We start from the raw sequence: 14,380 nt of genomic DNA, 5'->3' as shown, positions 1-14,380 counted from the left end.
GCCCTACCCGCCGCAGCCTGACCCACCACCACCCGGCCCCACCACACCCCCGACACACCACCCCCAGCCCGAACCCCCGACAACGTGACAACACCCTCACGACAGTTCGCGGTTGCGAGCGGTGGCTGCGCGGTCTCGGGACCGCGCAGCCACCGTCCGACTACAGCTGTTCGGGTGCGGTGATGCCGAGCAGGCTCATGCCGGTGGTCAGGGTCTGTCCGGCCAGTCGGCAGAGCAGGAGCCGGTTCTCGGTGACCTCCTGGCTGGGGGCCTTGAGTACCGGGCACTTCTCGTAGAAGGTCGCGAAGGTCGAGGCGACCGCGTAGAGGTAGGCGCACAGGCGGTGAGGCTCGTAGGACTCGGTGGCCTGGGCGAGAGTCTCGCCGAACTCGTCCAGCAGCAGCCCGAGCGCGCGCTCGGCGGGCTCCAGCGCGATCTCGGGGTGCGCGGCAGGGGCAATGCCCTCGGGTGCCTTGCGCAGGATGGACTGGATGCGGGCGCCTGCGTACTGGAGGTAGGTGCCGGTGTCGCCGGTCAGAGAGACCATACGGTCCGCGTCGAAGACGTAGTCGCGGGTCCGCGAGGTGGACAGGTCCGCGTACTTGACCGCGCCGATGCCTACTTGGCGGGCGCGCACCTCCAGCTCCTCCTCTCCGAGGTGGGGGCTCTTCTCGGCGACGATGGTGCGGGCGCGGTCAACTGCTTCGTCGAGGAGGTCCATCAGTCGCACGGTGTCACCCGAGCGGGTTTTGAACGGCTTGCCGTCCTTGCCCAGGACGGTGCCGAACGGCAGGTGCAGGGTCTCGACGCGGTCGGGCAGCCAGCCGGCGCGGCGGGCGGCGGCGAAGACCATCCGGAAGTGGAGTGCCTGGCGGGCGTCCACGACGTAGAGCATGCGGTCCGCGCCGAGGACGTTCACCCGGTCCCGGATCGCGGCCAGGTCGGTGGTCGCGTACCCGTATCCGCCGTCGCTCTTCTGGACGATCAGCGGCAGCGGCTTGCCCTCGGGGTCCTTGATGTCGTCGAAGAAGACGCACAGCGCGCCCTCGGAGCGCACAGCGACGCCGGACGACTCCAGGTCCCGGCACACCTGGGCGAGAACCGGGTTGTAGGCGCTCTCGCCGACCGCGTCGGCGTCCTCCAGCAAGACGTCCAAGCGGGCGTAGACGGCTTCGAAGTAGCGCTTGGACTCCTCCACCATCTCCTGCCATACCGCGAGGGTCTGCGGGTCGCCGGCCTGGAGGGCAACCAGGCGCTTGCGGGCCCGGTCGGTGAACTCCTCGTCGCTGTCGAACTTGGCGCGCGAGGCACGGTAGATCCGGTTGAGCCGGGACATCGACGGTCCGTCGGTGGCAGCGTCCGCCTCCGTCTCGTCCTGCTCGTCGGGGTGCTCGACGAGGAACTGGATGAGCATGCCGAACTGGGTGCCCCAGTCGCCGATGTGGTTGCGGCGGATGACCTTCTCGCCGCCGAACTCCAGGATCCGGGTGAGCGCGTCGCCGATGACGGTCGAACGCAGGTGCCCGACGTGCATCTCCTTGGCGACGTTGGGCTGGCTGTAGTCGATGACCGTGGTGCCGGGCCGCTCCGCGGTGGGCGTGCCCAGGCGCGGGTCGGCGAAGCGGGCGGCGACCTGGGCGGTGATCGCGGCGTCGGCGATCGTCAGGTTCAGGAATCCGGGCCCGGACAGCTCGCGGGAGGCGATCACGTCGTCGTCGTGCAGGTGCTCCAGGACGAGGGCGCCGAGCTCGCGCGGGTTGCCCTTGCGCTGCTTGGCCAGGCCGAGGATGCCGTTGGCCTGGAAGTCGGCGCGGTCGCTTCGTCGCAACTGGGGGTCCACGGACGCCGGGGCCTCGCCCTGGGGCAGGGCGGCGGTGATGGCGTCGGCGACGCGCTGGCGGACTGCTGCGGCGAGCGAAGGAACCGTGGGCATGGGCTGCTTGGCCGTTTCCGTGAGAGGACCGGGCTTCTGAAGGAAGGCGGGCTTGCGGGCCTTGAGGTTCGGGCCGACGGAGCCTCGCTCCGGTCGAAGTATCCCATGCTCCAGGTCGGCAAACCGAGAGGGTTATTCAGAACGTCTCCGGTGAGGCAGCGAACACCGGTCCTTGATCCGCGGAACCGCAACGGCAACAGCCCCACACCTGCTACGACTTGAGTGTTGAGATCGAGTCGAACGGGGGCGGGGCTGTTGAGGTTCAAGCTTACATCGAAACTGTCGGACACGGAGCTGGAGAGCCTGGTGGCGGGGGTGGCCGAAGTCCTGGACCGTCCCTGGTCGTCCGGACGTGGGCGGCCCCGGGCGTTGTCCCTGTCCGCGGCGGTCGAGGTCACGGTGATCTATCTACGGCGAAACCTCCCCGAGGAGGTGATCGCCGGTATGTACGGTGTCGCGCAGGCGACCGTCTCGCGTGTCGTCACCGCGCTGACGGGACCGATCGCCGCGGTGACCCGGGCGCTGGTGCCGACGCCGGCGGACGCCGCGGAACACATCAGAGGTGGGATCGCCCTGGTGGACGGCACGTTGGCCCCGGTGTGGAGTTGGGCCGGGCACCCCCGGTTGTGGGCGGGGAAACACAAGACCACCGGGTTCAACGTCCAGGTCGTCACCGACCGCACCGGAGCGGTCCTCTACGTTGGTGAGCCGGTGGAAGGGTGCGCCCATGACATGCGGGCGCTGAGGGAGACCCCCGTCGAGGCACTGTTGGCCCTGGCCGGGACGGTGATCGCGGACAAGGGTTACAGCGGTGCCGGGTACCTCACCCCACGCCGCAAACCGGAGGGTGACGAACTCACCACCGCCGACCAGGCCTTCAACAACGAGGTCAGCCGCCTCCGTGTCCCGGTCGAACGCGCCATAGCCAACCTGAAGGTATGGAGGGTGCTCCACACCGACTACCGCCGCCCCCTGGAGACCTTCCTCGAAACCTTCCACGCGGTCATCGGCCTGTACTTCCTTCAACAGACTTCTGAATAACCCTCCGAGTCTCAGTGCCCCCCGGCCCGGTCGGATGATTCCTGTCGTTCCGCTGACATGCGCCTTCCTGTGTACATATTCTGACGCAGATTCAGTGCTAGTTGGCTCACGCTCGATCCGGACATGCCCCACCCCTGCGGCGAGAGGGCGAGACGTGACCGACCGCCTGACGAGCGCTGATCCGCGCGAGGCTATGAGGAAGGCCGCCCTTGCGGCCTACGCCAGACCCGCCGCTGCGGCAGATCAGCTGCCAGGGCTGATGGACTTCGACGACCGCTTCCGGAACATCGCCGCGGGGCATCACCGCTTCGTGGGCAAGCGTCTGGCCTTCGGACAAGCCCAGTCGGAGCAGAACCGGGCGCTGGACGCTTCCGCCCTGCTTCGTTCCTCAAAGGCTGCCGGGTTCGGCGCACTGCGAGTGGTTGTTCCTGAGCTGGTTCCGATCGGAGACGGCACAGCAGCGCTCGTGAGCCCCTGGCTGGGCCTGCCACTGTCGATGGGCAGCGGCCCAGGGGCGGCCGACCTTCCCGGCGAGGACGAGATCCAGGGGTTGCTCACCCTGTTGCTGAGCCGGGGAGTGGATGCACCAGGTTGTGTGCCGCGCAATCTATTCCAGCACCCGGAGGTCCTGTGGCTGATCGACTGGGAGGACGCGGTGGTCCGGTCGGCCCCCGCCCGCCCGAGCGTGCTGTCGACGATGAAGTGGGACCTGGGCTGGGGTGACCTGCTCGGCCGCGATCCGCGACTCCGTGAGCGCTTCGTCGCGCTGAAGGCAGAGGACGAGCCGGCAATCGACGGTTTCGAGCGGACGTTACGGGGCTGGCTGCCGCCTGGGCTGACTGTCGACCAGGTGCGCGCGCACGGGGTTTCCCTGACCCTGGCGAGCGAACTGCCACTTGTGGACCGCACAGGCCCGACGCTGTCTGCTACTCCCGCGAAAGTAGGGCACCTTAGCGAGGACGTACTTCCTCTGCGGCTCGGCGTGTTCCACACCGTGCTCACCGCACGACTACGGGATGAATTCGGCGAAGAGGGATACGCGCGCCTGCTCCGGCACCTTCCCTCCCCCGAACAGACTGCACAGGGATCTGCCCGCCAGGCAATTACCGACCTGCGCCGGAGTTGGACCATCGGTCTGCTTGCGGAAGCCGAGAGCCTGTTCCCCGGCAGCAGTCGGCAGCACGGGACAGACCGCGCGACTTTCCCCGACCTGGCAGAGGAAGCCCTGCGGCTCTGCGCTGCGCGCGGCTGGCAGACGGCCCTGCGCCGGGCTGCGGTAGCGGAAGCGCTCCTGGAGCGGGTTGGCGACCTGGTCTTGAAGACCCTGGACCTGGCGGGACTCGACGTCCTGGTGCGCGGCTCGTGCGCGCAGGGCGTGATGGGGGCGCGCAGTGACATCGACTTCGAACTGAGCTCACCCGTGCATCCTCGTGGCCATGGCCCCGTGGAGGAACTCATCGGCGAGATCCTCGAACAGCTCGGCTTCGCCTGCGAGGGGTCAGTAGCCAGACCCGAAGAGACGGACATCAGCTCCGCTGACGGATCCGCGACTCGTGATCTGCACGAGTGGATGGAACTCCGCCGTCCCGGCGGAGACGTCCACGATCCCGGCTGGATGGAGCCACTGGTCGCCGTCTCGCTGCCGCTGCTGGCTGCCCGCACCAGCCAGTACGAACGCACCCTGGACAGCACTGCGGAATTCGCGAGCGGCGACGCCGCTGCGAAGCAGATTTGGTTCGAAGTACGTGCCGCCGTGGCTCGCCTGGTGTTCCGGTCCGAGCGCTGGACCCACCCGCCTGTGCGGCTCGACCGGCAGCTCCAGTTGCTGCCCGAGCTGATCGGGCGAGCAGAAGCCGACGAGCTGACCAACCTCTGCCGCGCCGCTTTCGCCCTGCGCGAGACCTCGGCGGCGGCAGTGGACCGCGCCGCATGCCGGGAAGTCAGCGCCCGACTTCTGGGGCTGCGCGCCCGTCTTGCCCTCCCTGGCCCCAGCTGAACAGCAGTCCCTGCCCACCTTCAGAGGAGCACCCCTCATGATCAGTGACGAGCAGCTCGACGCCAAGGCTGACCCCAGCCACCTGACCTTCACCGACGGGCATGTGTTCCACGTGCTGGGCGGCCAGATCACCGCTCCCGATGCCGCGTGCCCCTGCGCGGCGCCAGAACCCATCCACCAAATCACCTCCTACCGGGAGGCGTACCCGCAGCTCCAGCTCTCGCTCACGGACTCGTGCAACATGGGCTGCACCTACTGCTCGTTCCGGGACCGGGTGCATGCGGACGGCAAGCCGGTGACGATCCCGGTGGAAAACGTCCTGGCGGGCGTCGAGGCCCACCGCAAGCGGCTGGTGGCCGAGGACGCCCGCTACAGCCGCGTCGACTTCGGCCTGGCCGGCGAGACGATGCTGGTGCGCCACATGCACGACCAGGTGCAGGCCATCGTCGCGGAGGGACTGGCCGACTCCCCGGTGACGGTGGTGTGGGCCGGGCCGATGGTCACCAACGCGACGCTCTCCATGACCGCAGAACTCGCAGACCGGCTCGGCCCTCCCCAGGACATCAGCCTGGACGGGCCCCGCGAGATCCACGACCGGGTGCGCTTCTACACCAACGGCCGCGGCGGCACCTACGACCACGTCCGCAGCGTGCTGGACCGAGTCCTGGCCCGCACCCCCGACATGGGCGTCTCCTCGGTGCTGACCGCGTACTGCACGGACTTCACCATGATCTTCCGCCACCTGTTCGAGGAGGTGGGGGCCCGCAACATCTACATGAAGCCGGTCAACGCCACCCACGACAAGGAGTACGCCCTCAACGCAGAGACACTCCCCGCGTTCATGCGCGGCTATCAGGACCTCGTGGACCACATCCTGACCCAGACGCCGGAGGGCATCCTGGCCCGGCTCCTCGCGCTGAACAGCGAAGACTTCTTCATGCGGTTCTTCTACCGGGTGAAGGACCGCGCGGCGCAGGTCTACCGCTGCGGTGCCGGCAAGAGCGGCACCTACGTCGACACCAACGGGAAGCTCTACCCGTGCGCCCACTTCATCGGGAAGTCCGGCTGGGACATTGGCCACGTCAGCACAGGGGTCGAGGACTCCGCGCGCACCCAGTACCTGGACCTGGTGGTCGACGACCGCCCTGGCTGCTCGACCTGCTCCTCGCGCTACGTCTGCGGAGGCGGCTGCTACTACCAGGCGGTCCTAGCGAACGACGACATCACCTCTCCCGACCAGGTCAAGTGCGACCTGATTCGCTTCCTGACCCGGCTGTCCGTGCGCCTGACGGTGGAGCTGCGCGAGCGGCATCCGGAAGTACTGGACGCGCTGCCGTCCCCGTACGGAATCGCCACCGCGCTGGTGCAGGCCGCCCCGGAAACCGTCTACGAGCCCGTGGCCCGGCTGCGAGCGGCCGAAGACCCGACCACGGTGACGATGGCCTTGGGCGGCCCCGGCCGCATCCGTAGCGGACTGCTCGGATCGCCGGAGCTCGACCTGCGCATCGAGCTTGCTGCGTCGGAACCGTCGGAGCCGGAAGGCCCGAAGCTCAGCCTCGCCATTCGCCTCGGCGAGCACCCGGAGCACGTCAAGTCCCTGCGCCTGAGGTTCGAGCCATTGGGCCCGGGCGCATTCACGCTGCACGACCTGGCAGCCGGCCAGCCCGGCCCGAAGGCCGCTCAGCTGCGCTGCGACCGCGAGGCACTGCAGATCCTCCGAGTCCCCACGGAGCGCTTCCGCCAGATTCCCCACCCCGACCCGGTGTGGGAGGACGTCCCCCAGGCCGTCGCGACGTGGAGCGACGATGCCGTGCACCTTGAACTGCCGCTGGGCACGCTGGTGGACATCGGAGGGCCCATCGGATTCAACGTCCTGGTCGACTTCACCGACGGCGGCTGGACTGCCCTCACCCTGCACGAGCCCTTGGCCGTCCTGGAGCCGGCCACAGTAGGAACGCTGGCCCTCACCGGCCCCGAAGCCCCAGCCGGCAGCACCACGCCGGCGCACCGATCCGCAGTCAACACGGTCCTGCCCGACGGCCTCGTCCCGCTGAGCCGGTGGGCCGGCCTCCAGGGCAACACCTGCTGATGGCAAGGGAGGTGAGGACCATGCACGTACTGCTGACCAGTCACCGCTTCCGTCAGATGGACGCCGGAGGCACCGAGATCCTCGTCCACGACCTCGCCTCCGCGCTCCTGGCGCGGGGCTTGGAAGTCTCCTGGATGGCGCCGGGCCCGCTACCGCCGCAGAGCCTGACGCTGCCGGGTTGCGCCTACCTGCCGCTGCCCGCCATCCCCGCCCAGGGGTACCCCGCTGGCTGGCATCGACATGAACGCCGATTCGTCGCACCGGCCCAACGGCTGCTTCGTTCCCGGCCGCCCGTGGACATCGTGCACGTTCTGCACTTCGCCCGGACCGGCCTAGAGTTCCTGAGCTGCCAGGCCCTGCGTGAAGTGCCGGAGCTTGCCACCCTCACCGACTACACCGCCGTCTGCCCCGACCATCAACTGATGAAGCGTCACAGTAACCAGCTGTGCCGCGCAGGCGCCCCGTCGAAAGAGTGTCTGACCTGCATCCAGTCGCCCTTCTCCGCGCCTCGCGACGTCGACAGCTGGAGGAGCCGCAACCGCTCCTGGCTCAACGAGAGCGTGGCCGCGTACTGGGTGCAGACACCTCACCAGGCCGCCCAGTTCGCTAACGCCGGGATCAGCGCCCGCCACCTGGTGCGTGACCGCGCCTGCTACGGCCTGCCCAAGGATTGGCCACCCCCATCGCCAGCGGAGAGCCCCAGAAGCGCTGATGAGTACCTGCTCTTCCTCGGGCGGTGTTCCCCGGAGAAGGGGCTGCACCTGCTCCTCGACGCGTACCGCCGGTCGGCCACCGAGCTGCCGCTGGTCCTCGCCACGGTGCCGGACGACGCCGAGTACGAGACCCGGCTGCGGGTCGTAGCGGCCCAGGACCCGCGCATCCGCTGGCAGCCCCCAACCGGGCGCGCCGAGGTCGGCCCTCTCCTGGCCGGGGCCCGAGCACTCCTGATCCCCTCGCTGTGGCTGGAGAACCACCCGATCGTCGCCCACGAGGCACTCGCCCTCGGCACCCCGGTGCACTGCTCGGCCGTGGCCTCCATGGAACACCTCGCCCAGGTGCCCGGACTCCACCTCGTCGAGGACTTCGCTAAGGCCACTGCCTGGGCGACCGTGATCGACGATCTCAGCCTCGCACCCGACCGGCGTCCTGCCCCGGCCCATGCCGCACTCCAGCAGGCGTTCGAGGACTTCGTCGACGAGACCGTCAGCGTCTACACCAAGGTGGCCGCCCGATGAGCAGACAATCCCCTCCGACGGCCGTGCCCGACCGCTTCCGCAGGTTCCTGGTCAGCGACGACTTCGACCGCTACGGCCTGACTCCCGGCCACCCGGCGCCGTCACCCAAGTACCTCCAGGTTGAGCTCACCGATCTGTGCAATCTCGCCTGCGCGGGCTGCGTACGCGCCGTCCACACCAGCACCGGAAGCCACCTCGACCTGGAAGCCTTCACCCGCCTCCTGGACGACCTCCCCGACCTGGGACACGTCTCCTTCGTCGGCGCTGGCGAGGCGCTGATGCTGAACGACTTCGCCGACTACGTCCGCGCCTGCACCAGCCGCAAGGTGTTGAGCTCAACCAACACCAACGGGCTGCTCGCACGCCGACGGCTCACCAAGGCCCTGGACGCCGGCCTGGGGATGCTCGCGGTGAGCGTCGACGGGGCCAGCGACACCACGCTGGCCCTCATGCGCTCCGGCCTGCGACTGAGCCAGCTCACCTCGGCCTTGGACCATGCCGTCGAGCTGACCCGGCAACGAGACACCTCCCTGTCCGCCGCCGTCACCCTCTCCACAGACAACCTGCCCGAGTTCCCCGCGATCCTCGACTTCGTCGCCGAACGCGGCATCCGCCGAGTCACCGTGGAGAGCCTCCACCACTGGGGCGAGGACAAGTCCCTCAACGCCCTGTCGCTGTTCTCGGCACCGGCCGTCGACGTCGTACCGCACATCGAAGACGGTCTCGCCCGCGCTGAGAGCCTCGACCTGGCGCTGACGATCTTCGACTACAGCCGACTCGCCGATCCCGCAGCGGCCCAGGCGGTGTGCCCCTGGCCCTGGGACGCGGCCTACCTCACCCGCGACGGCGAGGTGACGCCCTGTTGCATCCACATGGAGGCCGCCCCTGACAGAAGCAACGTCCTGGGCGACATCACCACCAGCGCCATCGCCGACATCTGGACCTCGCCCACCTACGACGCCTTCCGTGAGTCCTTCACCTCCGGACCCGCCTGGAGCTCCTGCCAGGATTGCGTCTACCGAATGGAGTTCGGACGTGTCTGACCACCACCACCCCCGCCCGGCCCTCCTGGACGCCGAACACACCGCGCTGCTGCACCAGGCGGTCGACCTCGGCCTCGGCTTCGCCTCCGGGCGACTTCGCGAGGACCGGGTACTGCGCCACGCTACCCCCTCCGAACTCATCAAACGGCTGGCCGGCCCGCTGCCCCGACAGGGCGTCGCCTCCGAACAGGAACTGATCGACCTCCTCGCCGAGATCGCCAGCTGGTCGGTCTCCCAGGCCGATCCCCGCTACCTCGCCTTCCCCGACACCGGGAACAGCGTCGCCGGGCTGGCCGCCGAGATCGTCGCCGCCTTCCTCAACCAGAACCTGATCGCCTTCGACCGCAGCGCCCCAGCCGCCAGCGTCATCGAGGCCCAGCTGATCGTGTGGCTGCGCGAGGTCATCGGCTTCGACGCCCCGCCCCTGACCGACTACCAGGGACTCCGATCCCTGGGCGGAATGTGGACCTCCGGTGGCAACATGAGCAACCACACCGCAGTGACCGTCGCCCTCGCCCACTCCTTCCCCGAGATCCGAAAGTCGGGACTGCGCTCACTGCCGCAGCGCCCCCTCATCCTGCTGGCCAGCGGAGTGGAGCACTTCTCCTACCTGTCCGCGGCACAATCCCTCGGGCTGGGCGAAGAGGCGCTGCTGTGGGCACCGCCGCGCAACGACTTCACCAGCGACCCCGACTCCATGGCAGCGCTGCTGGAGAACCCGCCAGACGACAGCCGCATCGTGATGGTGGTCGGAGTGGCCGGCAACTGCCGCACCACCGGAATCGACGACCTCCAGGCCTTGGCCGACCTCTGCGAACGGCACGGCGTCTGGTTCCACGTGGATGCCTGCCACGGAGGCAGCCTGCTGTTCTCCCCGAGCCTGCGCCAACCCCTTGCCGGAATCGAACGCGCCGACTCCGTCGCCCTGGATCCGCACAAGGGACTGTTCGTCACCTACCCCTCCAGCTACGTCCTCTTCCGCGACCCGGACACCCTCGGCCGCCTCGCCCGCTACCCCGACCGAGCTGACGACCCCGACTGCCTAGACCTGGGCCTGATCACACCCTTCTACGGCTCGCGCGGATTCGAGTCCCTCAAGCTCTGGGCGCTGCTCCAGCACCAGGGGACCGAAGGCATCGCCCGTCTCGTCGAATCCCGTCACGCCACCTACCTGAGCATGACCACGATGCTCGACCGTGTCGGATGCTTCCAGGCACTGGGCACCTCCGACTTCTACCGCCACGCCTTCGTCTTCCTGCCGCCCGCCGCCGCCCAGCTCCTCGCCGAGCTGCGCGGCCAGGGGGTGGCTCTTCCCCGCCTCCGAGCGGTCGTCTCCCGCTACACCGGAGAGTTCTCCGAGCGCCTTTACCGCAGCGGCCTGGCCGCCTTCGACCACTTCGCGCTCCTGGACCTCGCCGACCGCGTCGGCCTCGGCCGTGACAGCAAATACGAGGTGATGGGGATGTGCGTCGGCCACCCCGAGATCGACGCCTCCACCGAGGCAGCCATCGAAAGGGCGCTGGGCGACGTCGCCGCAGGCCTGGCCGAGCCGATGCTCGAAGCACTGCGGTCCCTGGCAACCGGGCCCGTACCCGAACCTACGCCCCCAGACGACCCCACCCCCTCATCCGCGCCCCTCAGCCCGGCAAGCTGGTAACCCATGGCCTATCCGCCCCTGTTCACCATCTCCTACCTGGTACACGCCGACGTGCCGCTCCTCCGCCGAACGGTGCCGACCACCCTCGACGCCCTGTGCCGGAACACGAAACACCCCTACGACCTGATCCTCGTCGTCGACGGCGCCGAGTCCGCCCCCCTCGCCGAGATCCAGGCACTCGCCCACGACACCTGGGGATTCGACGAGGTTCGGCTGCGCTGGCGCGACCGGCACCGGGCAAGCGGCGACCAGGCCAACAACATCCACACCCACCTGTCCCTCACCAAGAGCCGCTTCCTGATCACTGTGGAGGGCGACGTTGCGGCCTTCCGCCCCGACGCCGACGCCTCGGTCGACGTCCTCGACACGATCGTCAGTACCTTCGACGCCTGCCTCGAGCTCGCGCTCGCGCAACGCATCGACGACCACGACTGCTGGCAGTGGACCCTCGAAAACGCCAACGCACCCCTTGCCCCCGGCATCCGCTCGGTCAACCGGGTCTCCTCGCACTTCCTCATCTACGACACCCACCGCGCCCAGCAGGTCATAGAGGCCGCCGGCGGCATCCCCGGCGACGCCTTCCACGACGACGCCACCCACTGGTTCAACTACGAGGACTGGCTCTCCCGCACCTTCGCCCAGCCCCAAGGCCCCGGCATCGGCTACCTGGAACAGCTGCCGCTACGCGTCTACCACTGCGACGAGAAGACCGGCCCCGGCTCGGCCCACTACCGGCGCGACCTGGCCACCCGCCTGGCCGTATTCGAGCGCAGAGCAACCGAAACCGCCGCCCTCACCGGAGAGGACAGTCATGCCTGACGAATCGCGCCTCGTGCCGTCCCCGGTCTTCCTGCTCTCCCCGATCCGCTCCGGATCCACCCTGCTGCGCTGCATTCTCGGCTCACACCCGCAGATCCACGCACCCCACGAACTGCACCTAGGCGGCCTGGAGGTCCGCGCCGACGACGAGTTCACCGAACTGGCACTCAATACCCTCCGCCTCACACCGCAGGACCTGCGCCACCTGCTGTGGGACCGGCTGCTACACCGCCAACTGACGGCCAGCGGCCGCCCGATCCTGGTGGAGAAGTCCCCAGGAAACGTCTTCATCCACCCCGACCTGCTCGCCTGCTGGCCACAGGCGCGATTCCTGATCCTTCGCCGCCACCCTGCCGCCATCGCCGACTCCATCGTCCGAGCGGGCGACGCCAAGGACCTCGAAGAGGCCGCCCTCATCGTGGACAAGTTCGCCACGGCATTGGAAGCAGCAGCCGCCAACTCGCCCGGCGCCGCGAACGTCACCTACGAGAACCTGACCGCCGACCCCGAAGCAACCTGCCGGCACCTCTGCGACTTCCTCGGCATCACCTGGAACCCGGACATGCTCGACTACGGCCGCCAAGACCACGGCCCCTTCACTTACGGCATCGGCGACTGGTCAAAACAGATTCGCTCCGGATACGTCCAGGCCCCAACCCCGTTGCCCGCCGAGGCAGCATGGCCCGACCTCCTACGTGAATGGGCCGCACGCTGGGGTTACAGCAAATGAGCGACATCGACCAGCCGATCAGGCCAGCAGTGTTCTGGTTCACCGGCCTGCCCGCGTCGGGAAAGAGCACCCTGGCCCGCGCCCTCGTCGCACACCTCGAAGTCGGCCTCCCCGCCGACAGCTGCCGCCTGCTCGACGCCGACGTCGAACGCGCGACGCCCGACGGGATCCTCCACGACCTGGGCTGGTCCCCGGGCGAGCGCCTCGCGACCGTCACCGCCTTGGCCAGAGCGGCAGAGAGCGTCCCGGTGGCCCTGGTCACCCTGGTCACCTCCACCTTCTGGGAGCGCGCGGCAGCCGAGCAGCTACTCGGTGAACGGCTGCACCTCGTACACGTCGACGCACCCATCGACCTGTGCCGCCAGCGTGACGCCCTCCGCACCCGGCATGCCTACCGGGATGATCCGCCACCGGACGCACCGGAGCTCTCCTGGGCTGCCCCGGTCAACTCAGCTCTGCGTCTGGACAGCACCAAGCCGGCGGAGGAGTGCATCGCCGAGCTGCTCGCCTACGCAGCACACGTGCTCGGGCTGCCCGTGCCGGTCACGCGACCTTCGCTCTGATCGGCGAACTTACGTCTGTCGCAGCGCTGGGCGCGGCAGCTTCGCGTTCGGCAACGACCAGGAAGGCGAGCTCGGAGAAGAAGAAGCCGCCGCCGTCGTCGGCCGCGCACAGCGACTCGAACCACGTCTCCACTTCAGCGGGCGCAAGTTCGCTCTTCCCATGCCGCCAGGCCGAGTGCAAAGCCTTGCGCATGTCCTCGATCCGCTGGGCCGCATGGCCCGTCAGCTGCGGTGACCACACCAACAGCGGTTCAATCGCCACCGGCCGCAACGGACTCGCCGCCACCAGGCCAGCGATGGCCCGTCCCATTCGGCCGTCAGCGTGGTCCATCCAACCCTGCTCGTAGTCCGCGAAGCCATGGCAGGCTCGACGGTCCAGCCCTCGATCAGCGCCGGCGAGCACCATGGAATCGAAGTCCACGTGAGCGATCACGACCCGCCCTCCAGGCCGCAGAACCCGGTGGACCTCACCCAGCAGCCGAACTGGGTCGGGCACGCATTCCAGCGTGTTGTAGGAGACGACGACATCCATGCTCCCGTCGGCGAACGGCAGGTCAGCCCGCAGATCCGCCTCGACGCCGAGCACGGGCCCCTTGTGTCCGGCCACAGCCTTCGGGAGGTCCCTCAGCGCGTCTGCGGAACGGTCTATGCCCACCAGCACGCTCTGCGGAGCTCTCCGACTGATAGCCCGCAGAGTGGGCCCCCGCCCGCAGCCAAGATCTAGTGCCCGGCCCCGCAGGGTGTCACTTACAAGCTCCGCGATGCGCTCATGTACCGGCTCCACCTCCTCGGACACCACACGACCTCGTTCCTAACCGAGCATGCGCGCATGAGCTCAATATTCGCTGCGCATATATGGAGATCTCACGCTAATCGGCATGAACGTTCCCAGCGCGGCGGCCAGTCCGAACGGGTGTTAGCTCGGCATCAGGACAGACACCGGGCTTCCCGCCAGCGACTGGTCCATACGCAGGACCTCCGGCTGAACCATCGCCAGACCCTCGACACCGAGCATCCGGAACCACGCGCCGATGCCAACCACCGGTGTTGTCACGTTGTTGGAGGACCGTTGGATGATCTTGTAATTACTCGTTCCGGGAGGGGTCGTTTCGTGTTGTCCGCGTCGCCGTCGTACAGCAATCACCGGTATCCGGTGGAGGTGATCTCGCACTGTGTGTAGCTGTACTTCCGGTTCCCGCTCAGCTTCCGCGAGGTCGAGGAGCTGATGCTCGAGCGCGGGGTGATCGTGTCCTACGAGACGATCCGCCGGTGGA

General features: G+C 68.5%; 11 protein-coding genes and 1 pseudogene. 10 read left to right on the top strand and 2 right to left on the bottom strand.

Annotation, left to right across the window (positions count from 1 at the left end; genetic code table 11):
• Nucleotides 1-160: 160 nt before the first annotated feature.
• Nucleotides 161-1,933 carry an arginine--tRNA ligase gene (gene argS / locus AC0Z36_RS28075; protein WP_485465879.1) on the bottom strand — a complete coding sequence of 591 codons (1,773 nt, stop codon included), beginning with the start codon at nucleotides 1,931-1,933 and terminating at the stop codon, nucleotides 161-163.
• A gap of 255 nt (nucleotides 1,934-2,188) precedes the next feature.
• Between argS and AC0Z36_RS28070 the strand changes: the two genes are divergently transcribed.
• The 9 genes from AC0Z36_RS28070 (at nucleotide 2,189) to AC0Z36_RS28030 (ending at nucleotide 13,106) form a co-directional block, all read left to right on the top strand.
• Complete coding sequence (locus AC0Z36_RS28070) at nucleotides 2,189-2,974, top strand: transposase family protein (protein WP_485465878.1); 786 nt, start codon at nucleotides 2,189-2,191, stop codon at nucleotides 2,972-2,974.
• A gap of 259 nt (nucleotides 2,975-3,233) precedes the next feature.
• Nucleotides 3,234-4,970 carry a hypothetical protein gene (locus AC0Z36_RS28065; protein ID WP_485465877.1) on the top strand — a complete coding sequence of 579 codons (1,737 nt, stop codon included), beginning with the start codon at nucleotides 3,234-3,236 and terminating at the stop codon, nucleotides 4,968-4,970.
• A 37-nt stretch (nucleotides 4,971-5,007) separates the two neighbouring features.
• Nucleotides 5,008-7,059 (top strand): radical SAM protein, encoded by a 2,052-nt coding sequence (locus AC0Z36_RS28060; RefSeq protein WP_485465876.1) that lies wholly within the window; start codon nucleotides 5,008-5,010, stop codon nucleotides 7,057-7,059.
• 20 nt (nucleotides 7,060-7,079) lie between these two features.
• Entirely contained in the window at nucleotides 7,080-8,294 is a 1,215-nt protein-coding gene (locus AC0Z36_RS28055) for a glycosyltransferase (RefSeq protein ID WP_485465875.1), read from the top strand.
• Entirely contained in the window at nucleotides 8,291-9,337 is a 1,047-nt protein-coding gene (locus AC0Z36_RS28050) for a radical SAM/SPASM domain-containing protein (protein WP_485465874.1), read from the top strand. The genes AC0Z36_RS28055 and AC0Z36_RS28050 overlap by 4 nt, the downstream gene beginning before the upstream one ends.
• The gene (locus AC0Z36_RS28045) at nucleotides 9,330-10,994 is read left to right on the top strand and encodes a pyridoxal phosphate-dependent decarboxylase family protein (RefSeq protein WP_485465873.1); all 1,665 of its coding nucleotides are present in this window, start codon (nucleotides 9,330-9,332) and stop codon (nucleotides 10,992-10,994) included. Before AC0Z36_RS28050 ends, AC0Z36_RS28045 begins: the two co-directional genes overlap by 8 nt.
• A 3-nt stretch (nucleotides 10,995-10,997) precedes the next feature.
• On the top strand, nucleotides 10,998-11,813 hold the full coding sequence (locus AC0Z36_RS28040) for a hypothetical protein (RefSeq protein ID WP_485465872.1): 816 nt from the start codon (nucleotides 10,998-11,000) through the stop codon (nucleotides 11,811-11,813).
• On the top strand, nucleotides 11,806-12,543 hold the full coding sequence (locus AC0Z36_RS28035) for a sulfotransferase family protein (protein WP_485465871.1): 738 nt from the start codon (nucleotides 11,806-11,808) through the stop codon (nucleotides 12,541-12,543). The genes AC0Z36_RS28040 and AC0Z36_RS28035 overlap by 8 nt, the downstream gene beginning before the upstream one ends.
• Complete coding sequence (locus tag AC0Z36_RS28030) at nucleotides 12,540-13,106, top strand: adenylyl-sulfate kinase (protein ID WP_485465870.1); 567 nt, start codon at nucleotides 12,540-12,542, stop codon at nucleotides 13,104-13,106. Before AC0Z36_RS28035 ends, AC0Z36_RS28030 begins: the two co-directional genes overlap by 4 nt.
• Here the strand turns inward: AC0Z36_RS28030 and AC0Z36_RS28025 are convergent.
• On the bottom strand, nucleotides 13,087-13,890 hold the full coding sequence (locus AC0Z36_RS28025; protein WP_485465880.1) for a methyltransferase domain-containing protein: 804 nt from the start codon (nucleotides 13,888-13,890) through the stop codon (nucleotides 13,087-13,089). The two genes, AC0Z36_RS28030 and AC0Z36_RS28025, sit on opposite strands and share 20 nt — an antisense overlap.
• Before the next feature lie 369 nt (nucleotides 13,891-14,259).
• Between AC0Z36_RS28025 and AC0Z36_RS28020 the strand changes: the two are divergent.
• Nucleotides 14,260-14,380 (top strand): annotated as a pseudogene (locus tag AC0Z36_RS28020) (IS6 family transposase); the annotation flags it as partial.

The sequence above is a fragment of the Kitasatospora sp. UYEF31 genome (genome assembly GCF_057291755.1).
The sequence above is the reverse complement of the archived record's forward strand: the minus strand, read 5'-3'. Positions and strand labels throughout refer to the sequence as shown.

What these genes read in the sequence shown, in the direction of transcription:
- argS (WP_485465879.1), bottom strand. Translation starts at nt 1,933, where the DNA reads ATGCCCACGGTTCCTTCGCTCGCCGCAGCAGTCCGCCAGCGCGTCGCC.
- AC0Z36_RS28065 (WP_485465877.1), top strand. Translation starts at nt 3,234, where the DNA reads ATGGACTTCGACGACCGCTTCCGGAACATCGCCGCGGGGCATCACCGC.
- AC0Z36_RS28060 (WP_485465876.1), top strand. Translation starts at nt 5,008, where the DNA reads ATGATCAGTGACGAGCAGCTCGACGCCAAGGCTGACCCCAGCCACCTG.
- AC0Z36_RS28055 (WP_485465875.1), top strand. Translation starts at nt 7,080, where the DNA reads ATGCACGTACTGCTGACCAGTCACCGCTTCCGTCAGATGGACGCCGGA.
- AC0Z36_RS28050 (WP_485465874.1), top strand. Translation starts at nt 8,291, where the DNA reads ATGAGCAGACAATCCCCTCCGACGGCCGTGCCCGACCGCTTCCGCAGG.
- AC0Z36_RS28040 (WP_485465872.1), top strand. Translation starts at nt 10,998, where the DNA reads ATGGCCTATCCGCCCCTGTTCACCATCTCCTACCTGGTACACGCCGAC.
- AC0Z36_RS28035 (WP_485465871.1), top strand. Translation starts at nt 11,806, where the DNA reads ATGCCTGACGAATCGCGCCTCGTGCCGTCCCCGGTCTTCCTGCTCTCC.
- AC0Z36_RS28030 (WP_485465870.1), top strand. Translation starts at nt 12,540, where the DNA reads ATGAGCGACATCGACCAGCCGATCAGGCCAGCAGTGTTCTGGTTCACC.